The following is a 22,549-nucleotide window of genomic DNA, read 5'->3' as shown; positions in this document are numbered from 1 at the left end:
ACAACATCATTTACCCGGAAAAGGTTGCCCATAGCACCAAACCTTCATTCCATTAGAAGGTTTTGAAACTGAAGAAAAAAATCAAAAACAAATGGTCTCCCGGTTCCGGATAATATGGCTTTGTTTTTTTAAGCAGGTACAAATTTGATTAAAATAATGGATTATTCCTATTTGAAATCTTTAATATATTTCACCCAGCAAGGCTAAATCGATTTTAGCCTTGCTGTAGTTTGTGAAAGTATTGATGCATTATACCCCATTTTTTAACTCCGAAATGACAAAGTGAAGCCCAGCAAATCCGGGCCACATTTTTAATTTTCGTCCGGCCATGCGGTTTCAATCCCCTGGGTGCGAAGAAAATTTTGAAAGTCTGTTAACAAAGACCGATCGGCCCTGACAGTTGCCGGTAGTACTTCTTTATTCAATACAAAAGGAACAAGCATGCCAACGGCTTCACCTATGCTCCATTCTACCGGATGCAAACGGTAACAGCCATTGGTAATATGGGTGGTACCAATGTTTTTATTGGCTGGAAGCAGGTTTTCTGTCTTTTGTGGGATTAGCGCTCCAAGCGGAATTTGAAAAGGCAGGGATCCAAAATCAATATAATTATCTCCTCCACTGCTGGGGTGCAGGTCAATATGGTAGTATCCTATGCCCACACTATCAAAAAAATCGGCCGATTTAAGGTTCTCTCCCGATAATCCTGAAACCTGAGCCCGCTGCTCTGCGCCTACATGTTCCTCTAATACCGTAAACATGGATTTGATCCTTCTTGATTCTCTTACATAAGGGTACTTGGCCAAACCATCTGCTGTGCCCATGATGTCATTTCTTAACCTCAACCCAGGCCAACCTTTACCTCCATCCGGTCTTGGAGCTTCTGTTTGTAACCAGTAAAGAAGGGAAAGACTTTGCTGCTTTCCGGCCTGCACATGCTTGTTAAACTCAGACTCACTGACATCAATGATATTTCCGGAAACATAATCATTTTGGGGCCAGTTGACAATAGTGGCATCTCCCTGGTAGAAACCATGTTTGAAATTGTCCTGATGCAGGATTCTCCTGTACAACATCAGGTTCAGGTTATCCCCTGTTTTGATCCCTTCAGGATGAAAACCAAGTTCTTTAGGCTCCAGGTTTCGTGGATTACTGTAATTGAGTTCCAGCATCTTTCCTGCCCAGGGGGGATTCATTTGGGGTCTGAAATTCTTCCAGTAATCATAATCTTCCGGTTTGGGAATGGTCCAGTCTTCGCCCTTTACATAATCAATGGCAAAGCAAACCGTAAATGCCTGGTTATTTTCTGGCCTGTGAACGGGTCCTGCATGCAATTCACCCGTATCAGCGCTGGATTCACTCCCTGTAACATAGTCGGTACCCGTCAGCGGAAGCAATTCCCCAAGTTCCGTGGCATCTACAAAATAGCGGCCTTTTAATACACAATCATACCCGGAATTTAAATCCTTGGCTTTCAGCTCTTCAACCCTGTTACCGGTAACAGCGGCTGCCCTTACTTTATGCTCTTTTAGGATGAGGATTTTTCTGGCACTTTCATAGGCTGAGAACATTTCTTCCAAAACCCTGTGAGCTACTTTTGGCTCATGACATAGTCTGGATACGGAGCCATTTCCCGGATTTAAACGGTCGTTGGCTGCTGCTTCATCCGTTAATGGGTAGTGCCTTCGGTAATAGTGCCTTATATTATCCCGGAATTTCCGATACAAAACGGGTGCACCATGTGTTTCAATCCATTGGTGCTCATCAGGAGGAACGCCCTGCTGGGAAAGCTGCCCCCCTATCCAATCCGTTTCCTCGGTTAAAATTACAGTCAGCCCGTTTCTCAATGCTGCAAAAGCGGCTGCACAACCACCCAAGCCTGCTCCTGCAATGACCAGATCAGCCTCGAAAACCTTCCCGTTTTCATGGATTTTCACTCTTTTTTGATGCTCCCTTCCTGTGGATGGCATGCCCATAAGTGAAGTGGAAACCACTGTCCCTCCACCCAATGCTACCTTTCCGATAAAATCTCGTCTTTTCATATGATTATCATTTGCTTTTCAATGGCCGTTTGGCATCTCGCATGCTTAATAAACCCCTAAGGGAGTCGCATGCTTCATGCTCGATTTCCTGTTTTTGATGATTCTTGGTTCCAAAGCGAGGTTCAATTACAGTTTCTCCAGGGTCTTCCAAACTTGAAACAATCCCCTTGGCACATGAAAACAACCTTTCCATTTACCACCTTTTAAGGGTAACTGCACCTTACCATAACGGTCCAAATAACCGTACCACTCCGGATAATCGGGATCTTTAAAGTGATTCCAGGTATAATCATGCACTTTTTCAAACCAGTGCAGACATTGTTCATTGCCCGTCATGGCATAGCCCTTGGCCAAAAACACCAGGGTTTCCAAATGTACCCACCATAATTTTTGATTCCATTCCAGTTTTTCAGGAGGGTAACCTTTACTATCCAGGAAATAATAAATCCCCCCATAGGTTTCATCCCATCCGTATTCCAAGGTCTTCAAACCACAGGCCACTGCCTTATCTCTCAGATCAACATCGCCATATCGATGTGAAAGATCCAGCATAAACCACATGGCTTCGATGGCATGACCGGGACTGCTCAGTCTTCCTTCAAAAGAATCTGAAAAACTACCATCTTCGAATACGTTTTCCAATATCAGGCCTGATTCTTTTTGATAAAACACTCCCATGACCTCCCGGATTACTCCGGAAGCCATTTCATCTACCCTTTCATCACCTAACAAATGCTCCATTTCCAAAGTGAGATTACTCAAAATCATGGGCAAAGCAAAGCTTTTCAGGTTTCTGGTACCCGGATAGGTTTTATTGTATTTTCCCTTAGGATTATCTCTGCGTCTTAGTATATTTTCAAAGGTATTCAGGGCAAGTTCAGCATATTCCTCCCTGGGATCAATTTTGTAATAGGCTGCAAATGCCATTGCGGCAAAGCAATCGGAAAAGATGTTGTAAGGTTGTACCAGAGGATGTCCTTTTTGGTTTAGGGAAAAGAAAAAATTGCCCTCCTTATCCATTCCATTCTTTTTTAAAAAAGAGAGCCCCAACCCGGCCATTTCCAACCAATCCGGATGCTTTTCCACCGTTTCATACAACCTGGCAAACATCCACACCTGCCTGGCCTGTAACCAAACAAACTTATCCGTGTCATAAACCTTACCTTCCCGGTCAAGGCAGGTGAAATAGCCCCCATAGGTTTGGTCCTTGCTGTGCTCCATCCAGAAGGGAATGATGTTGTCCAGCAACTCATTCTTGTATAAATCCAGGTATTTTTTCATGTCTATATCATTGTTTTTCAAAGGTCATAACTTGCCCCGTACAGATGGTTCCGGATTAACGGGAGTCTCGCTTCTACCTACCGGCAGCAGGTGCTTTATACCCATAACTCTGTGTCTCACCTCCGGTATGCTGGATTTCATCAAATTTTAAATTTTATCGGTATCGGTCCCCAACCAATATGCTTCGATATCTTCCAGGCTTTTCCCGGCTGTTTCAGGAATTTTCTTCCAAATAATGTACATATAAGGCAAACACATGATGGCGAAGAAAAGAAAAGTCCCTGACGGACCCAAATTTTCCAAAAACCAGGGAGTGAGCTGCCCCACCAGGTAAGTGCCAACCCATAAGGAAAATCCAGCAATGGACATGGCCAGACCACGGATTTTGTTGGGGTACATTTCAGAAAGCAAAACAAAAATGACAGCCGAAATGGAGATGGCAGTACAGAAAATATATACCAAAAACAAAACCAACAGGACCATTGATGTCCAGCCCAGAGATTCACCATAAGTGAAATAGATGCTAATCATCAGCAGGCTGATAACCATACCACTTACGCCAAAATAAACCAATTGCTTTCTCCCAACCTTGTCTATGATTAGCAATGCCAAAATTGTAGTCATTACATTGACCAGGCCCACCATCACCTGATAATACAAAGCATCTCCACCGGATAAACCACTTTGCTCAAAAATTCCCGGACCGTAATACAACACCGCATTCACACCCATAAACTGGCCCAGGATAGCAATGGCCATTCCATACAACACAGGTTTCAATATCTTCGGATTTTTCAACAAGCCCCAATGGGTGGCGGTAGTCTTTGCGGCCTGTTCCTTTACCTCCACTATTTTTTGCATTGCCAGTTCCCTGCTTTCATACAATTGCTTAAATACTTTCTCAGCATCCGCATTTCTTTCATGAATTACCAACCACCTTGGACTTTCTGGGATAGCGAATAAAATCAGCAGAAACAAAAGGGCAGGAAGCAATTCCATCCCCAACATACCTCTCCATACTTCCTGGTGAATAATCAAATGAAGCAAGGTGTTTTCGCTGAAAAAATCTGAAGCTGACCACTTTAACAATTGGTAATTCACCAGATAGGCACCTAGAAAGCCTACAGTAATGGCCAGTTGGTAAAGCGCTACCAGACTTCCCCTGAATTTTGATGGGGCCACCTCTGAAATATACATGGGAGAAACAATTGAAACCATGCCTATTCCTGCTCCACCAATAATCCTGTATATGACCAAAGCCTCAAAACTATGGGTGATGGCACAGCCCAGAGCAGAAACAGCGAACAACAGCGCTGACAATATCATGACTTTTTTTCTGCCCCATTGATCAGACAATCTGCCCGCTATTGCTACCCCCAGGATAGATCCAAGCAGCGCACAGCCCACATACCAGCCTTGCTCCAGTGCATTTAGATCAAATTGCAGGCTAACTTGCCCAATGGTTCCGGAGATCACCGCCGTATCATAGCCAAAAAGAAAACCTCCAACAGCCGCTGTAAGGGATAGAAAAAAAATATACAGAATAGGTTTTTTTTGGTTCATGGGCTTAAGACAAATCACAATATTCCAATGTTTGTTGGAATAAAATTCTCGGAAACACAAAAATAGAAGGTAATCTCAAATAAAGCATAAAGTTTTCAATACTTAGTCTGCATCTAATCCAAAAAGCTTTGGGATAGACCAGGGTTTTTGAGGATCATAGCTAAGGTTTCCATTGGTGATACCAAGAGGAGAAGGGAAATTATTGTGATACAACTGACCCGTACCCAATCCCTGTGGAAGGTCCGTTTGTAAAGAAGAGGCAAACTGGGCAATGGCATTGAGACCAATATTGCTTTCTAATGCAGAAGTCATCCACCAGCCTGTACCTGCATTCCCGGCAATGGAAATCCATTCCTCTGTAGCCATTATTCCACCCAGCAATGATGGTTTCAGGATCAGGTAACTTGGTTTTACCTGTTCGATCAGAGCTTCTTTATCTTTTATATTTGACACAGCTATCAGTTCTTCGTCCAATGCAATAGGCACAGGGGAGTGTCTACATAAATAAGCCATTTCTGTGGTATTTCCGGGTTTTATCGGCTGTTCTATACTATGGATACCAAATTGACTCAATTGATTCAATTTTTCCATGGCCTCGTCCAATCCAAAAGCACCATTTGCATCCACCCTCAGGGAAACATCCTGTTCCGAATAACGATTACGTACCATTTCCAGTAAGCTGCATTCCAAATCAAAATCCATCGCCCCTATCTTCATTTTGATGCAATTATATCCTTCCCTAAGTTTTTGATCAATTTGCCGCTTCATGAAATCTTTGTCCCCCATCCAGATCAACCCGTTAATGGGAACAGGTTTTTGGTGATCATAAAATCCACAGGAAAAAATCTTTTTCCTGCCTCCATGAATTAAATCCAGGAATGCCGTTTCCAGACCAAACCGAAGACTTGGAAAACGACCAATTTGGGGTAAGTCCCGAATGGCTTGCAATATTTTCTGCCTATCTAAAGTAAAAGACAGGTCTTCAACTTTTTGAATAATAGGTTTGGTTTTTGGTATAAAATCAGTGTGGTCATCCAGGCTTAATCCCCTGAGGGGACCGGCTTCACCAAAACCTGAAATCCCCGGGAAAGCATCAGAAAAAATATGTATAATAAAGGTTTCCTTTTCCTTTAAAACGCCCCTGCTCGTTCCCGCTTCAAATTTAAAATTTAAAGTATAAGGCTTGATCTGTACTTTTATTTTAAAATTTTCTTTCATTTTCCTGAGATTTTCACCCTGATAATAATTTAAAAATTGTCAATCCTTTTTCATAAAAGCGTATAACATTTTTTCATGACCTAGAGTCTAAACAGGACCATTTCTTACCCTAATCCTCAACCTGACTGATTATCAAGTACCCCCCTCAAGTCCAAAATATTTGATTCCATTGCTTCAAAGATGGCTAATTTCACTGGAATTTCAGGATATTAATAATCCTAATTCTGCATCCCAAAATGAATTTCCCGGAGCGCATTTATGCAAAAGAAAACAAATAGAGAATCTTCAATTGCCGTGAAAGGCCTATATTTGTCCGGAATTTAAGATCAAAACCATTGCCGGAAAATGCTGCTGCAAAACCCTCCAAAACTTCAGGACTATCTTTATGAATTGCCCGAGGAACTCATTGCCAAATTCCCTCTCGAAAAAAGAGATGCTTCACGACTCTTGCATTTTGAGAAGGAACATATAAGCCATCATCAATTCTCCGAGTTACCTGCGCTTCTTCCCCCAAATAGCCATTTGTTTTTTAACGACACCAAAGTCATACCTGCAAGGTTAATATTTAAAAAGCCAACAGGGTCTACCATAGAGGTATTCCTTTTGAACCCCATTGCCCCATCCAACCTGATCCAACAGAGTATGGAGAGCTCAAGCCCCGTGGTATGGAATTGCATGATCGGAAATCTGAAAAGATGGAAAGAGGGCGAAAAGCTACAAGGAGAAATAGAACTTGAAGGTCTTCATTATACCATTCAGGCAATCTTGGTAGACAAAGAAAGTAAATCCGTTCAATTCAGTTGGACTCCTGCCGAATTGTCCTTTGCCAGTCTGGTTGAAGCCTGCGGGGAAGTTCCTTTACCACCTTATTTAAATAGAAAAGCGATTGATTCAGATAAATTAAGGTATCAAACAATATATTCCAAAATGGAGGGAGCTGTGGCTGCTCCTACAGCAGGTTTACATTTTACAAACACCAGCATAGAAGAAATCAACAAAAAAGGAATTTCAATCAATTACCTTACCCTCCACGTGGGGGCAGGAACTTTTCGGCCTATCAAACATGAAAATGTCACCGAACATCCCATGCATTGTGAACAAATGGTTTTTTCAAAAAAAAATGTACAACAGCTACATGATGCCGGAGGAAATATTGTTGCAGTAGGAACTACCTCCATGCGCTCAATGGAAAGCCTATACTGGTTTGGAGTAAAACTTTTAAATAAAGAAAAACCAGATTTTTTCGTTGAGAAATTATATCCTTACCAGCCACACCGGGAACTACCTTCAAAATCGAAAAGTTTTGAAGCTGTTTTGAATCACATGCAAACCAATCGATTAGAACAACTAGTTGGATCTACCGAAATATTTATTTTTCCTGGGTATTCATTCAAAGTATGTAATGGTTTAATCACCAATTTTCACCAACCTGGCTCTACCTTAATGCTACTTATCGCGGCATTCACCAAAAGGCACTGGAGAGAAATATACCAGCAAGCCGTTGAAAAGAGATACCGTTTCTTAAGTTATGGAGACAGTAGTTTGTTGTGGCACGATAAAATCATTTTTGACGAAAACCTGTCCGAATGAGATTTCGTTTTAGTCAAAACCATTACTTCCCAATTTGTTTACCCCATTGATAAGCGTTTGATAATAGGTACGGCCGACAGGAACTTTTTGGTTGTTTACACTTACCTCTTTAGGGGATATGGTGTTAATTTCATTAAGATTAACAATAAAGGATTTATGTATCCTGAGGAAGTTTTCAATTGGAAGCATTTCCTCAAATTCCTTTAAAATATTCCTCAAAGAATAACTTTTTTCTCTGGTAACCAAAGTCGTATAATTGCCATCTCCCTTAAGATAAATAATATTCTCGTATTTGACCTTTGTCAAACAGCCTTTATCACGGATAAAAATGGCATTTTTTATCAGCAAATCTTTCGATTCGTTTCTCTCCCCAAATAAACCATTCATTGAATGATCTGCTATTTCCTGTATATTCTCTTTCATTCCCATAATTGTCTTTCAATCTTATAAATATTATTCTTTAAACCCGAAGAACAATCAAATGTTTGTCGTTATTCGAAAATATTTTTCCAGCCTTTTATCGGGTATCTCGAATAATACCTTAATCTTCATTTGAATTTAAAAAAAAACATAGAACCATCTATTTCAATTGGTTATAAATATTTATAGAAGTAACAAGGCAATCTTAAAATAATTGGGAACCAATTGAGGCTGCAACATTAAGGGTATTTTGGATCAAAGACCAAGCATAATACCTGACCCCAATGGGGTAATTTATGATCAGGTTTCTAATTTCAACCAATTTCCCATTGATGTCCTAGGATTAAAACCCATAATATACATTTGGAATCCCACGCCACGGTTTACAAATATGGCCCACTAATCCCGAAAACTGATCCCCTGATAAAATCAACCGATATAGATAAAGTGTTGGCCTTCACCAATTGGCAGAATTACCAAACGGCTTGATTATCTTGAAATTTCAGCCTCTCCTGATAACTGGTACAGATGAAACCGATTTTCTCTTCTGGTTTGTGGTTGATCAACGCTACGCCTTTCTTAAAGAATTAGAATATGGGGAAAATGAGAAAAATCACCAATATGGAAGATACTACCGGAAGATTGGCTATATCGATTCAATTTTTCCTTTAAAACGAGTATACACCATCCGATAAATGAATTTTTCAATTCTGTTTTCAGCAATTCATACTTGTTATTATACCTTTTGTTTTTTTGTCCTCTCTTTTTTATTTATATTAGAGCAATGCTTTTAAAATAAATACAAACAAATTATGTTGAATTTTATTAAAAAACAATAGTTAATTGTTCTTTTTATCATGTCTGGGCTCTTTTTATTTAGCTGCTCTTCAGAAGATGATTCACCTACTGCCTGCTCTGTTCAATGGGCGACTGAATTAAGTGATGAAATCAACGCCCTGCAACAAGCAGCGATCGCCCATGGTCAAACACAAACTGCCAGCAGTTGTGAAAATTTAAGAACCGCCGCCAGGGCCTATTTGGATGAATTAAGACCTTATGGAAATTGCCAGGCACTTACCGGACAAACCAGAACAGATTGGCAAAATGCTGTTGAAGAGGCAGAGCAGCAAATTGATGATTTGGATTGCGACCAGGATTTTAATTAAACAAGTAATTCTTTTAAAATAACTTCTCCAAAATTCTTTCCATGAAGGAGGAGTTATTTACTTTTTTCTTTTCTTTAAACTCTACCGTGAAAGCTTTAAAAATAAGGGCGAATATTTCTGAAGAGCTTTGATCAGGGTATAATCCCCTATCTAATTTATCCATCAACTCCTCTGCCTTCCACTGCTTGTCAATGGCATTGATTATGAATTGATCTTTAAAACCAATGCCCAATGTGACTATGGATATTACCCTAAAATTTCTGGCATCAAAAAGCAACCTGAAAGAAATTTGGCCATTTGGATGTTCCCAATAAAAATTTTGCGTACCCTTTCCCCAATTAGTGGAAAAATCCCCGTAAATAGACCAGGTCAACCCCATCAGCTTATAATGAATAAAATTTACCGGTCTTTTTCTGACATCTAATTTATCTTTAAAAAAGCTTATTGTTCCTAAATCAGGGTAAAAAGCGTGTTCACTCAAATCCCCTCCATCTTTTTTTTCAGAAGACAAATTATGTCCCATCACATAAACATCCTTCACCGATGTAACCCTACAGGATTTATCTACAAAGAAAGTACTTCCTGAATAAAAATCTGTGTCCCTTAAATAAGAAAACTCCGGGAAATGTCCGGAAGGATGCAGGGCCAATGTACAATCATATTCCTTCCCTTCAGTCAATCGGAATCCTGAAATATTGCCCGATTGGTCAAGCAAGTATTTTTCTACTTGCTGATCAAACAGGACCGTTATGCCATTATTTTTTAGATGTTTGGCTAAAAGACAGGCCTCTTCACCAGGAAGAAATCCTTCGGCCAGATAATTGCTTTTACAAACCAAATATGTCTTTATTCCAAAAACAGATAATCTTTCTGCCATGGCAAGGGCAGGAAAATCATTCCCTTCAATGACCGCAACATTATTAACATCTTTGATCCAGGAACTAAATTCACAACTGGAATGATACTTTTTAATGTGTTTAAGCTTATGGTTAAGCAAGGCTTTAGGCCGATTTTCGTTGACCAAAATCAATGAATCGTACTGAAGGGCTCCCTTTTGGCAAAATATTTTTTTCGCGTTAAAATCAATACTTTCCACCTTTGAAAAAACAAAAAAAACACCCTTCTGATCCGCACATTCACCAGGATCAATTTGATTAATCTTCAGCTTTAGTTTCGTCAAACTACACAAGCACTGGAGAAAAAACAGGTCTGTCCAATCCTGTCCTATAATGGTTATATTCCCAACTAATGGCTTTTTTTCCAGTTTCAAAAGATAGTCTGCAACGGTGCTTCCTGCTCCTATCAGTACTGTATGTGTTGGATTAATTTGGTGTGAACAATTTTCCATTTAACTTGATCCTGACTGATGCTACATTTAAAAAGTACCTACTTACTTCAGTACTGATTTTTCAAGAATCAGGCCAAAATTAAAACGACCATCTTTAACTGTTAAAAATTCTTATAGCCTAAGCTTCCTCTCCCAAAATTTTAGAAGGCTTCATAGGAGCTTTTCTCCTTAAACCAAACCCCTCAATAGCAAATTTTTTTAGGTGAATTTCCATATCTTCAATACTATCAGTCAGCAAAAACAAGTCAAGATCAACGCTGCTTATGGTACCTACTTCAGCCATGGCCTTTAAGTGCTCATATAGATGAGCATGAAAATCCTTACCCATTAACACCACCGGGAATCTTTTCATTACCTGGGTTTGAATCAGTGTCAATGCCTCAAAAAATTCATCCAATGTACCAAAACCACCAGGAAGTACAATAAACGCATAACTGTATTTGGAAAGAAGGACTTTTCTAACAAAGAAATACTTAAAATTCATGAATTTATCTAAATATACATTAGGGTATTGTTCAAATGGCAAAATAATATTGCACCCCACAGATTTTCCGCCAGCCATCTTAGCACCCTTATTGGCTGCTTCCATAATTCCTGGTCCCCCACCGGTCATGACAGTAAATCCCATATGACTCGCAACTCTCCCTACATTCAACCCTAATTCATAGTATTTATCACCTGGCTCGAAACGGGCTGACCCGAAAACCGTTACACATGGCCCAACAAAATGAAGCATTCTGAATCCACGGATGAATTCCAAGAGCACCTTTAAAGTAAATTTAAAATCCAGATACCTGCTTTGAGGACCAGCCATAAAAGCCTCTTCCTCAGGATTGATTAATGGATTGCTTGTTTTTTCGGGTTCTTTCATCATGGTTAAGGATCGATCCAAGTGTAAATTAAACTTTGTATTGCCACTATAGGCGATCAAATAAACAAAAAAAAATAGAAATTTAATCAAGCAACTATTCAATAAGGAGAAAATTAGATTATATTTAAATTCTGCTTGATGATTCGCCCAAACCTGTTCTAACCTATTCTATGATAAAACGAATACTTTTTATTTTTTTCCTCCTGACGCAGGCTCAGATACTGTTCGCTCAAACAAACTTTATCAACCGGTATGAACAAATCATTCAATCCTATCCTGAAATTCATACTGGTACGCAATACATAGAACAAAGAAGATCTCTCGATGGTCATCCTTACTACTCAACATCAAAAATGGAAAATGGGACTTTGACTATCAGCGGCTTCGTTTTTGAAAACATTCCCGTTCAATATGATATATGGGATGATCTGATCCTATCCTTTTCCAGTGCTTTCAAGCAAAAAATGATCATGAATCACGCAAAAATTGATGGTATTGTACTAAGTGACGGTACCATCTTCACAAAGAAGTCCCAACCAGAAGGTTTTATTTTTCATAAAAATGGTTTTTACCGGGAAATTATCGAAGGCCAAACCGGACTATATTGCAAGCACCGCAAACAAAGGAAACAAGAAACTTCAACGGCGGAACTTATCAGAAGCTATGAAGAAGTTGAAAAGTATTTTTTTGAAATCAAAGGGCAACTGGTGGCCGTTCCTGCCAAAAGAAAGATTTTTCCACTGCTGGAATTAAATAAGAGATCGGCCAAGCAACAGTTAAGAAAAAATGGGCTGCGTTATCGGAAAAACAGGGAAGCCTATTTAAAAACCCTGGTCTACCTGTCGAATGAGGAGGAATGAAAATGAATAAAAGCATATTTTCCGGTATTTTGCTTTTTATAGCTACTACTTCTCTTCTTTTCTCCCAGACGCCGGAAGGGGAGCGGATTAGCGGAATCTTTTCAGGTTTGGATTTTGGCCGTTTTGCCCAGATGGTAGAGGATAAATCATCTTTTAGGTTTTTCTTTAAATCCGATGATGTCAAAGAAATAATCGTCAATGTAAACGCCTATGAAAGTCCAATTGAGGACTTGCTAAGAGAGATATTACAACCCGCAGGTGTTTTTTTCACCATAGATCAACAAAATAGAATTTTTCTCAGTAGGGACAGACCATTGGAAGTGAATCTGCCAGCTGGTTTTTTCCGAATCCAGGCAGAGATGGAAGAAAACGGGAAGAGCATAAGCCCTTCAGCTGAAAGCGTAAACCGGGATTTTGCCAAAAACCGCTTATGGGAAGTGGGAGATGGCCATTCTAATTCACGAGGCGCAAATGGTACAATTAGTGGTAAGGTAACAAGTTTTGAGTCGGGCGAACCCATAATCGGAGCATTGGTTTACACATCAGGTCAGGAAGCCCGGTCCATTTCTGACGAGTCTGGTAACTATGTCATTACCTTGCCCAAAGGCCGGCATACACTTATTTTCCAAAACTTCGGGGCTTACCAGGAACAGCGCCAAATCAATTTGTCAGGTGATGGACGGCTCGATGTTGCTATGGATGACAATATCATCTCCCTGTCCGAAGTTACAGTTACTTCTGAAAAATCCGCCAATATTGAAAGACCTGAAATGGGCCTTGCCAACATTACTGTCCAATCACTAAAAAAACTGCCGGCAGTCCTGGGTGAAGTAGATGTTTTAAGAGCTGTGCTGACCTTACCGGGTGTGAAGACGGTGGGCGAAGCCAGTGCTGGATTTAATGTACGTGGTGGCGCAGCAGATCAAAACCTGATTTTATACAATGAGGCTACCATCTACAATCCCACCCACCTTTTTGGGATGTTTTCTGCCTTTAACCCCGATATGATTGAAAGTGTAGACCTATACAAAGCTGGTATTCCCGTGCAATTTGGAGGAAGGCTTTCTTCTGTCCTGGATGTGAAAAGCAAATTCGGCAATAAGGAAAAAATTCAGGGCGGAGGAGGAATCGGGTTGATGACCAGCCGATTGTATCTGGAGGGGCCTCTGTCAGAAAATACCACCTTTGCCATTGGCGGCAGGGGAACCTATTCCAATTGGTTATTTGGTTTCCTGGATGAGGATTCGGAATTCAGGGACAGCAGGGCATCTTTTCATGATTTAAATCTAAATTTCAAACATTCTCCAAACCCAAACAATGAATTCAGCCTTTCCGCTTACCGGAGTCAGGATGCATTTCGTTTTGACATGGATACTGCTTTCCATTACCAAAATCTAAACATCAATTTGGGTTGGACACATTATTTCAATGACAAACTGGAAGGACATTTCCACCTGGGCCATGATCAATATGGCTTTGGCATTTTAAGTGAACAGGATCCACTCAATGCTTTTCGTTTCGGTTTTGCCATGGACCAAAGCAGCTGGAAAAACCACTTTACCTATGAGCTCAGCGACAAACACCGGCTTAGCTTTGGCATGAATCATATATTTTATAACCTCAATCCGGGCAAACAGACTCCACAGGGCCCGGAATCTATTGTTTTAAATGAAAGGGTAAACAGGGAAAAAGCCCTTGAATCAGCATTTTACATCGGGGATGAATTTGAAGTGAACCCAAAATTGCTGATAAACTATGGAATGAGGTATGTTATTTACAATTACCTGGGCCCAAACACCATCAACGAATACCCCTTCAATACCATCAGGACCGAGGACACCAAAATTGGAGAGCGTGCCTACGAGGCAGGGGAAATCATCAATACCTATCAGGGACCCGAAGTAAGGATTTCTGCCAGGTATGCCATAGACAATTTCACCTCTGTCAAAGCAGGTTTCAATACCATGAGGCAGCACTTACACATGTTGACCAATACGGCAGCTATCGCCCCTACCGACACCTGGAAACTGAGCGATCCCTACCTGATGCCACAGACTGGAAGGCAGTTTGCCATAGGCTATTTTAAAAATTTCAAAAACAATATCATTGAAACTTCCGCAGAAGTCTATTACCGAAATATGCAAAACCTGGTTGATTTCAGAAGTGGGGCAACCCTGATCCTGAACAATGACCTGGAGCAGGATGTGCTCAATACCCGTGGCCGGGCCTATGGCATTGAACTGATGGCAAAGAAAACCCAGGGCAAGTTAAATGGATGGATCAGTTATACCTATTCAAGATCCTTGCTGGAAACCAATCCCAACGAAAGAGGAGAAAAAGTCAACTCGGGGAAATTGTACCCAAGTAATTTTGATCAACCCCATGATATCATGCTGGCAGGAAATTTTGAATTTACCAAAAGGATCAATACCTCCCTCAATGCCAATTACAGTACAGGCAGGCCTATTACCTATCCCGTGGCAAAATTCAATTACAATGGCTCAGAACGGGTATTTTATTCGGATAGAAATGCCTACCGCATCCCTGATTATTTCAGAGTGGACCTTTCTTTTAATATTGAAGGAAACCATAAAATCCGTAAGCTGGCCCATGCCTCCTGGTCTTTGGGTATTTACAATATTCTTGGCAGGGCTAACCCTTATTCGGTTTATTTCTCTCCAGTGAATGGGACGATTCAAGGATACCAGTTATCCATTTTTGCCAGACCCATCCCTTTTATCACCTATAATTTCAAGTTTTAATGGATGTCCTGCTGAGTAAAACATCATGGTATATTATTGGGATCCTCCTGTTGAGCAATGTAGGATGCCGGGAGCCTTTTTTTCCGGAGATCAGTGATTTCGATCAAAATATATTGGTCGTTGAAGGATATATAGAAGTAGGAGGAGGCACTACCCAAATTAGCCTCAGCAACACCTCATCCATATATGATGCGGATGCGGATTCTCCCAGTCCTCGCGGGGAAATCATGATTCAGGGAGAAAGGGAAGGTCGGTGGTTGCTCCAAGCTATGGGAAATGGACAATACCAGCTAACTGAAAACCTGCCGGAAAACCAAAACTATACCTTAAGCATAGCACTGGATAATGGGAATAGGTATACCACAGACCCGATCCGGCCAATGTTCAGTCCTGAATTTGACATCAGTTTTACCAATCAGGAAGGCGATGTTCAGTTGTATACCAATACCCGTGGAGATGATCAGAACGAGTTTTTTCTATGGGTCTATGATGAAACCTGGATGTACCGTACCCCTTACATTTCCTATTATACCTACGATGAGATAAGTGGCAATATGGACTTTCTTGACCAGGCAGATTTGACCTATCAATGTTGGAATTTTGATCGATCCAGAAGGATTATTCTGGAATCTTCAGCCAGGTATGAAAACTATCAGATTTTTCAAAAAGAATTGTTAACCATAGACAGTCTCTCCGAAAAGCTGGGAATCCGATACCGGATCAGCGCCAGGCAATATGTACTGGACAGGGAGGCCTATGTATTTTGGGAAGGCCTTCGCAGGAATTCAGATGATATTGGAAGCATTTTTAGTCCTTTGCCTTCTGCTGTAAACAGTAATATCTACCATACCGAAGATCCTGATATCCCGGTAATAGGATATATATCAGCGGGTATTTCCAGGGAGAAAGAAATGTATATCAGCCGGGATGAAGTAAGCCCCTGGCGGACCGAAATTAGGGATTATCAGGGCTGCCAGATCGACACAGTATCCATTGCAGAGTATGAAGAGAAGTTTGGAAGGAGTAATTATGTCCCTTTATATGAAGATTGTGAAACCTTTCCCTGCTCAGGATTTTTCGCATCTACCCAGGAATGCACCGATTGCAGATTGAGAGGAGGAACCACAGCAAAACCTGATTATTGGAAAGATGAATAAAAAGAATAAAAGCATACAGGTTTTCAGGAACAAAGTCTTTGGCATGGCTACCGGAATGGTGTTATCCATGGTATTTCCATTGCTGGCCCAAAAGGTAGGTGCCATTCCAAAGGAGGATATTGCCGTGCAACTGTCCAATAGGGTTGTATTAACGGAAGAACTGCTTTGGATGGACATCAAGGTATGGGTACAAAATGAGCCCAGTCCTTCAAAAGTAATCTACATGGAACTATTGGATAGGGAGGGTGTACCTGTAATTCAGGATATGGCCAATTTAAATAAGGGAAGAAGCCAGGCATATCTGGAAATTCCTCCCACCATTAATTCAGACCATTACCTGCTCAGGGTGTATACCAGGATCAGCCCATTTACTTCTGGAAGCAAAGGAGTATTTCAGGATATCATTACGATTATCAATCCCGAGAAACCACCAACAATCAGCGATAAACCCCGGACTGTTACCAATAAGGAATTGGAAAACCCTGCCTTTACGGGAAGTATTGAAAACAGTTCTTCGGATCAAATCAAACTCACCTTACCTACAGCCTCATGGCTCTCGGTTGTCATTCGGAAGGCCAACCCGACCCTTCAACCGGAAATAGCCCTGGATTTCGACAAAATGTATAGACGAATCAACTCAAATAGCCCGCTAATACCTGAGCTTTACGGTCATATCATCAAAGGAAGGGTGCTGGACAATACCGTGGATCCGGAAGGCTTTTATTACCTTACGGCTCATGGCAAACAATTTCATTTTTTTATCAGCAGACCGGACAGTACGGGTACCTGCTATTTTGAAACCGGTAATTTCAAGCATTATGAGTATGTGGTGGTCCAGGCTTCAACGGCTGAGCGGGAAGTAAACTTTATTCTGGATTCCCCTTTTTGGGAAGCAAGGCCTGATGAAAGCTTTGACCTTCCTGAATTGATCATGAGTCCGAAAGACAGGGAATTCCTGGAAGAACGCTTATTGGCAAGAGCCAGCCATCAGTATTACCTGGCTCCGGAAAAAGTAGCCCGGGATTCCATTCCTTTTCAGTTTGTAACAGATTTCAGCTACCTGCTGGACGACTACAACCGTTTTGAAGACATGGCCACGGTGATCAGGGAATACGTCCCTACGGTGCTGGTAAGAAGCCAGAACAGGACGACCATTTTCAAGAACTTCAATCTCCCATTTGATGAGGTATTTCAGGAAAACCCACTGCTATTGATAGATGGCATGCCTGTTTTTGAAAGCGATGATTTTGCCAAATTCAATCCCAAAAATATCCGGAAGATGGACATTATCAACAGGAATTTTTATATCAAGGACCACAGCTTCAATGGATTGGTTAGCCTGAGTTCCTATGAAAATGATTTTGGACGTTTTGATTTACCTGCGAAGGCATTGTTTATCGAATACAGTGGTGTTCAACAAAACAAAAAATTTAGAACAGAAATAGGACAAGAGGAAAAGGAATTGCATCTACCAGATTTTCGAAACATACTATACTGGAGTAATGGAAACGAAGCCGGCCCTGAACTGTATTTTACCCCATCCTCGCTTAAAGGACCCTTCATCATGAACCTTCAATATAGGGATAGTCTGGAAAACAGCTGGGAAAAGGAAAATTACCTGATCGATTTGGAATAATACCCAGTTGTGGTGATAAAAATCACAGGTTCGGTATTTAAAAAGCTGCATTTTTATGGTATCAAATAAACAAAAATACCATGAACGAAGAAGATATAATGACCATGCCCAGGATCGGCGATCAGGCTCCGGATTTTGAAGCCATGACCACTACGGGCCCCATGAAGTTTTCAGAATACATCAAAGACAGCTGGACCATACTGTTCTCCCACCCGGCTGATTTCACGCCCGTTTGCACCACAGAAATGAGTGGATTTGCCCTGGAACAAAATTTCTTTGATGAGAAGAAAACCAAGTTGGTGGGATTGAGTATCGATTCTATCCATTCCCACATCGCCTGGGTCAATAATGTCAAAAAGAACACAGGTGTCTTGTTTGAGTTTCCCATCATCTCAGACATTGACATGAAAGTATCCAAAAAATACGGCATGCTACAGCCGGGCGAAAGTGAGACCGCTGCTGTTCGGGCTGTGTTTTTCATCGACCCTAACGGGAAAATAAGATTGATAATGTACTATCCTTTGAATGTAGGAAGGAATATGGATGAAATTAAAAGGTCGCTTGTGGCTTTACAAACGGCTGACAAATACAAAGTGGCCATGCCCCTAGATTGGAGAGAGGGAGATAAAGTCATTGTTCCCCCGCCAAAAACAGTAGCTGAAATGCAGGAACGTGAAAGCAGTGATTTGGAAATGGTAGATTTCTACCTGGCCAAAAAAAGCATATTAAATCAATCAACCATAAAGTGAACAGGCAGGCCTGAAAAATGGCTTGCCTGTTTAATTAAATATGCCCTTGTTTTCCAAAAAAAATTCAGCTACAAATTGATTCACTTATCTAAGGGTTGCAAACCCTGATTATCTGGATCCGACATGGCAAATGTCGAATAGCACGATTTTTTACCAGGACAAAATCTTTAAATCAGGCAAATGCTTAAAATGGACATCACGGGTAACTAATGGTAAACTGTGTTCTTGGGCAATTGCAGCTATCCAAATATCATTTTCTGGAATAGGTGTAAATCAATAACGATATTGGTATCGAGCAAGCAGGGTTCATTTCCAGTCTTCTTCATGGATGCTTTCACAACAGGATGCTATTGTTTTCTCCATTTCTTCCCCTTCTTCCTTAGTCAAAACCCCTAAAAGATCATAAACAGATGGCTGCCGGACTTCTTTCTGCTTTTCCTTTTTCAATAAAGATTCCAGCTTACCAATGATCTTTTCATCACTAACCGATAACAGATCCTGTATAAAATTTAGTTTTCTGGTAGATACGTCCATTCTTTTTACGGATTTATTCTAGTGATGTAAATATAACATTTTTTTGGTTATACTTAGTTTCCTTAATTCGTTCCCTCCTAGCAGAGGAATCCCAGCCATCCGGACAATGAGTGCTGGCCAGGCTCAGGCAATTCCGGCTACAAATACTAACAGTTTTACTTTTCCCCAAGCATACCCAGCTCAAAATCCACACGTCTCGCCTTCCTTTTATCATACAAGTCATCAAAAACCTCTTTTCTCAATGCGCTATCGCCGGATTTTTTGTGCCATAGCTCCTCCCCTGTCAGGACAATGCCTGCCTCATGGAAATCCAGCAACTGATCATAAGGCCCCCTGCTTCCCATCAGCTTTACCAGGATGGGTGCCATCTCGATCATGACAAACAAAAAAATTATCATCCAGTTGGCCCAATAAATGGCCGTATTTTTTAGCGTCAAATCCCTGAAAGCCTGTAACCGGGCTGCCAACCCATCATACGCATCCAGGGAGACCATCTGATTTTGGAATTCCTGTTCCTTCAATGCATTGATTCTGCTGATTTCCGCTTCCAGATCCTCAATCCTGCCCTCGTTCAGCTTCTGGGTATATTGGTAATCCTGCTCTGCCTGATCCAGTTGTTTTTCTTTCTTCTCAGCATTGATGCCTATGCCCGCAAGCCCGGTGGTTCCTTCCGTTTTTACGCCAAATCTTTCCTGATCGTACTCCACCTGCTTCTGGTTCCGAAAATCCTCCTTGGCGGCAATCCCGGCCCTGAGGCTTTCAATTTGACTTTCCAGATCATTGATTTCCGGATACCCTGCTGCTATTTTTTCCCTGCTATCTTCGATTGTAGCCAGACGCTGTTCATCCAGTTCTCTGTTGATTTCCTTTTCAAAAATCCGTAGCTCCAATGGTTTGGCAATAACCAGCGCAATCAGCAAAGCCAATACCAGGCGGGGAAGGGCTTGTTTGAATTCCGGAAAAAATTGATCCTGCTTTTTTAGGGTAGAAACAATATACCGGTCTAAATTGAAAATCATCAAAGCCCAGATCAAAGCAATACCTAAAATCACCCAAAAAGAGGAAAAAACTGTAGATAAAGCATAACTTACAGACAGGCCTGCAAAAATAGCCGTAAACAAGACCGTGGCGCCTATCCCCATAAACCGGTTGATACTTGCGGGACACCTGCGGACCAATGGCGGGTAAGCTCCGGAACAAAAAATCAGGAATTTTTCGAAATTATTCATGAATAGATAAATGTTTAGCAGAATTCATTTCAAAACGCATACCATGTCTGCTTGTGTATAGATTTGAGAAAAACAATTGTCATTCAAAAACGAATTAAAACCATAAATTATTGAAAATCATATTATTATAATTAATTTTTCTGATAAATGACTGGAATTTCCGGATTGAATCATGCTATGGATGGTAAATTTTTATCCCCAAATCGATTCAAAACTCAGTTCTGTCCGCTTATTGTGTCCGCTTTTGAGGCAGTACAATTTGTTATCTGGTTTTAATATTCAAATTATTATAGTAGTTTAGACCTGAATTATAAACCAAGCCATGAAAAATTTCTTCTATTTATTCCTGCTGTATTTTATTAGCAACTCCCTGGCATTTGCCCAAGACCCTACCCGGTTTTCTGATCAGGTAAGTCAAATCTCCAAAGATTATCCGGTTTCCGATTACCAATCTTCAGTCGTTTTTACGGGTAGTTCCACTATCCGCATGTGGAAAAGTTTGCAGCAGGATTTTCCGGGAGAAAAAATCGTCAATACGGGTTTTGGCGGCTCTCAGGCAAGTGACTTGCTGCATTATCTGGAGGAGCTTGTGTTGGACTACAAGCCGGAAAAGGTATTTATATATGAGGGAGATAACGATATATCTGCAGGTAAGTCCACAGAAGAAATCATCACTACTTATAACCTGATCGTAGAACAAATTGAAAATGAGTCGCCAAATACCGAAATCGTCCTGATCAGCGCCAAGCCCAGTGTGGCCCGATGGAATCTGGCTGATGAATACATTGCACTTAATGCAGCCATGAAAAAGTATGCTCGTGGAAAGAAAAAAGTAAAGTATGCTGATCTGTGGAAGCCGATGTTGAATTCAGAAAAAAAACCAATGGAAGATATTTTTTTAAAGGACAACCTGCACATGAACGAGAAGGGATATGCCATTTGGGCCAAAACCATCAGTAAATTTTTGTAATACATACGTGAACTCAATTTAAAAACTACCTTAAAACAGGCTTTATCGTCACTTCGAAACCTACCGTCATCGCGAGCACAGCGAAGCGATCTGAACCGGAGCATGATCATAAGGCAATCGAAGAGAAAGGACAGTAAGATCAGCAACGCATACACCTATAACTACAGACTGCCAGGGGTGCCAGGTCATTTTGATCCATTCGACCGAATCCAGTTCTACCGAAGACGTAAATAAAAGCATTTTTAAAAAAGTGGAGTCCAATTAAAAACGAAGAATAATATTCAATTAAGCAAAGAGCGCAGGACCGACAAAAAACCGGGGGTGCGGCAGGTTTGTGGGGAGAAGGATTTTTTTGTCTTGATTTTTTGGTACTTTTTGATCAAGCAAAAAGTACAATAGAAACAAGCTAAAATACCATAAATAACCTTTGACTCACCATTATCGATTTAAAAATGAGAAGTTTATATTTCCATATAATGTAAAAAACTTAACGTCATCCCGATTTCTGCGTTTTATAAAATGTTAATTCTACCGATGACGTTTTTTAAGCTGCTTTCTTTAAGGTATAACTTTTGAAAAATTATGACAAAAAGAAGTACTACATTTTGAATATGCAAAGTGGCTTGGGTAGACATCTGTAATGATTTTAACAAAAGTAACTACTTACGAATAGATATTTAGGACGTTACCGAAAAAATCCCCTCCCGACTTTGGTCGGGACAGGCTCTGCCCTCCGCCGCGGCGGAGAGATTTTGGTTGCGATCGATTTGGAAATCTAGCCTTAACTTTTCCAAAGTTCTAAACTTTGGAAAAGTTTGGAGTTACACGATCGCCGTGTTTTTTAAAAGGGTATTTTTCACTCTGAAATCAAATGCCTGGTATCTGTGAAGATTTCAAAATAAGTAACAATTGACGAATCGATATTTTAAGATGTTACCGAAAAAATCCCCCCCCGAGTCTGGTCGGAACAGGCACTGCCCTCCGCTGCAACAGAAAGATTTTGTGCAATTTGGATATTTTACTTTCTTTTTTTGTAACCAATTCTATAAACCTTATCTAGATTCGAGCTCAAGTTATTAGATTAGGTAAACCTCACCTTATTCACCTTCCTGGAATCCCCTTTCAATTGCAAGAAACCATTGGTCTTTGATTT

The 22,549-nt window shown here is 40.7% G+C and carries 18 protein-coding genes; 8 read left to right on the top strand and 10 right to left on the bottom strand.

Annotation, left to right across the window (positions count from 1 at the left end):
* Positions 1-311: 311 nt before the first annotated feature.
* From HUJ21_RS03890 to HUJ21_RS03875, 4 genes are all read right to left on the bottom strand, one after another.
* Positions 312-2,042, bottom strand: coding sequence for an FAD-dependent oxidoreductase (locus HUJ21_RS03890; protein WP_291367484.1), 1,731 nt, complete (start codon positions 2,040-2,042; stop codon positions 312-314).
* Between the two features lie 126 nt (positions 2,043-2,168).
* Complete coding sequence (locus HUJ21_RS03885; RefSeq protein ID WP_291367483.1) at positions 2,169-3,323, bottom strand: AGE family epimerase/isomerase; 1,155 nt, start codon at positions 3,321-3,323, stop codon at positions 2,169-2,171.
* 147 nt (positions 3,324-3,470) lie between these two features.
* Positions 3,471-4,904 (bottom strand): sugar porter family MFS transporter, encoded by a 1,434-nt coding sequence (locus HUJ21_RS03880; RefSeq protein ID WP_291367482.1) that lies wholly within the window; start codon positions 4,902-4,904, stop codon positions 3,471-3,473.
* 84 nt (positions 4,905-4,988) lie between these two features.
* Positions 4,989-6,104, bottom strand: coding sequence for an o-succinylbenzoate synthase (locus HUJ21_RS03875; protein ID WP_291367481.1), 1,116 nt, complete (start codon positions 6,102-6,104; stop codon positions 4,989-4,991).
* A gap of 345 nt (positions 6,105-6,449) precedes the next feature.
* Here HUJ21_RS03875 and HUJ21_RS03870 point away from each other — a divergent pair, with 345 nt between their 5' ends.
* Positions 6,450-7,694, top strand: a complete 1,245-nt coding sequence (locus HUJ21_RS03870; RefSeq protein WP_291367480.1) for an S-adenosylmethionine:tRNA ribosyltransferase-isomerase — start codon at positions 6,450-6,452, stop codon at positions 7,692-7,694.
* A 9-nt stretch (positions 7,695-7,703) separates the two neighbouring features.
* Here HUJ21_RS03870 and HUJ21_RS03865 read toward each other — a convergent pair whose 3' ends face one another.
* Positions 7,704-8,117 carry a LytTR family DNA-binding domain-containing protein gene (locus HUJ21_RS03865; protein WP_291367479.1) on the bottom strand — a complete coding sequence of 138 codons (414 nt, stop codon included), beginning with the start codon at positions 8,115-8,117 and terminating at the stop codon, positions 7,704-7,706.
* A gap of 854 nt (positions 8,118-8,971) precedes the next feature.
* Here HUJ21_RS03865 and HUJ21_RS03860 point away from each other — a divergent pair.
* Positions 8,972-9,280 (top strand): hypothetical protein, encoded by a 309-nt coding sequence (locus tag HUJ21_RS03860; protein WP_291367478.1) that lies wholly within the window; start codon positions 8,972-8,974, stop codon positions 9,278-9,280.
* A 13-nt stretch (positions 9,281-9,293) separates the two neighbouring features.
* Here the strand turns inward: HUJ21_RS03860 and HUJ21_RS03855 are convergent, their stop codons facing one another.
* Together HUJ21_RS03855 and HUJ21_RS03850 are read right to left on the bottom strand one after the other, a co-directional pair.
* On the bottom strand, positions 9,294-10,628 hold the full coding sequence (locus tag HUJ21_RS03855) for an FAD-dependent oxidoreductase (protein WP_291367477.1): 1,335 nt from the start codon (positions 10,626-10,628) through the stop codon (positions 9,294-9,296).
* 118 nt (positions 10,629-10,746) lie between these two features.
* On the bottom strand, positions 10,747-11,502 hold the full coding sequence (locus HUJ21_RS03850) for a TIGR00730 family Rossman fold protein (RefSeq protein WP_291367476.1): 756 nt from the start codon (positions 11,500-11,502) through the stop codon (positions 10,747-10,749).
* A 167-nt stretch (positions 11,503-11,669) separates the two neighbouring features.
* On the opposite strand from HUJ21_RS03850, the gene HUJ21_RS03845 reads away from it, so the two are divergent.
* The 5 genes from HUJ21_RS03845 (at position 11,670) to HUJ21_RS03825 (ending at position 18,663) form a co-directional block, all read left to right on the top strand.
* Positions 11,670-12,359 (top strand): hypothetical protein, encoded by a 690-nt coding sequence (locus tag HUJ21_RS03845; protein ID WP_291367475.1) that lies wholly within the window; start codon positions 11,670-11,672, stop codon positions 12,357-12,359.
* A gap of 2 nt (positions 12,360-12,361) precedes the next feature.
* Entirely contained in the window at positions 12,362-15,121 is a 2,760-nt protein-coding gene (locus HUJ21_RS03840; protein WP_291367474.1) for a TonB-dependent receptor, read from the top strand.
* On the top strand, positions 15,121-16,278 hold the full coding sequence (locus HUJ21_RS03835; RefSeq protein WP_291367473.1) for a DUF4249 domain-containing protein: 1,158 nt from the start codon (positions 15,121-15,123) through the stop codon (positions 16,276-16,278). Before HUJ21_RS03840 ends, HUJ21_RS03835 begins: the two co-directional genes overlap by 1 nt.
* Positions 16,271-17,914, top strand: a complete 1,644-nt coding sequence (locus tag HUJ21_RS03830) for a hypothetical protein (RefSeq protein ID WP_291367472.1) — start codon at positions 16,271-16,273, stop codon at positions 17,912-17,914. The genes HUJ21_RS03835 and HUJ21_RS03830 overlap by 8 nt, the downstream gene beginning before the upstream one ends.
* Before the next feature lie 80 nt (positions 17,915-17,994).
* On the top strand, positions 17,995-18,663 hold the full coding sequence (locus HUJ21_RS03825) for a peroxiredoxin (RefSeq protein WP_291367471.1): 669 nt from the start codon (positions 17,995-17,997) through the stop codon (positions 18,661-18,663).
* Positions 18,664-18,813: 150 nt separating this feature from the next.
* Here the strand turns inward: HUJ21_RS03825 and HUJ21_RS25060 are convergent, their stop codons facing one another.
* The 3 genes from HUJ21_RS25060 to HUJ21_RS03815 all read right to left on the bottom strand — a co-directional run bounded on the left by HUJ21_RS25060 (position 18,814) and on the right by HUJ21_RS03815 (position 20,426).
* Positions 18,814-18,927, bottom strand: a complete 114-nt coding sequence (locus HUJ21_RS25060; protein ID WP_366483616.1) for a PIN domain-containing protein — start codon at positions 18,925-18,927, stop codon at positions 18,814-18,816.
* A 42-nt stretch (positions 18,928-18,969) separates the two neighbouring features.
* Positions 18,970-19,197 carry a hypothetical protein gene (locus HUJ21_RS03820; protein ID WP_291367470.1) on the bottom strand — a complete coding sequence of 76 codons (228 nt, stop codon included), beginning with the start codon at positions 19,195-19,197 and terminating at the stop codon, positions 18,970-18,972.
* A 155-nt stretch (positions 19,198-19,352) separates the two neighbouring features.
* Positions 19,353-20,426 (bottom strand): DUF4407 domain-containing protein, encoded by a 1,074-nt coding sequence (locus tag HUJ21_RS03815; RefSeq protein WP_291367469.1) that lies wholly within the window; start codon positions 20,424-20,426, stop codon positions 19,353-19,355.
* A 322-nt stretch (positions 20,427-20,748) separates the two neighbouring features.
* Between HUJ21_RS03815 and HUJ21_RS03810 the strand changes: the two genes are divergently transcribed.
* Complete coding sequence (locus tag HUJ21_RS03810; RefSeq protein WP_291367467.1) at positions 20,749-21,396, top strand: SGNH/GDSL hydrolase family protein; 648 nt, start codon at positions 20,749-20,751, stop codon at positions 21,394-21,396.
* The last annotated feature ends 1,153 nt before the right edge of the window (positions 21,397-22,549 follow it).

Source organism: Cyclobacterium sp. (assembly GCF_014762705.1).
Taxonomy (GTDB): domain Bacteria; phylum Bacteroidota; class Bacteroidia; order Cytophagales; family Cyclobacteriaceae; genus Cyclobacterium.
This window is presented reverse-complemented; position numbering and strand designations above follow the sequence as displayed.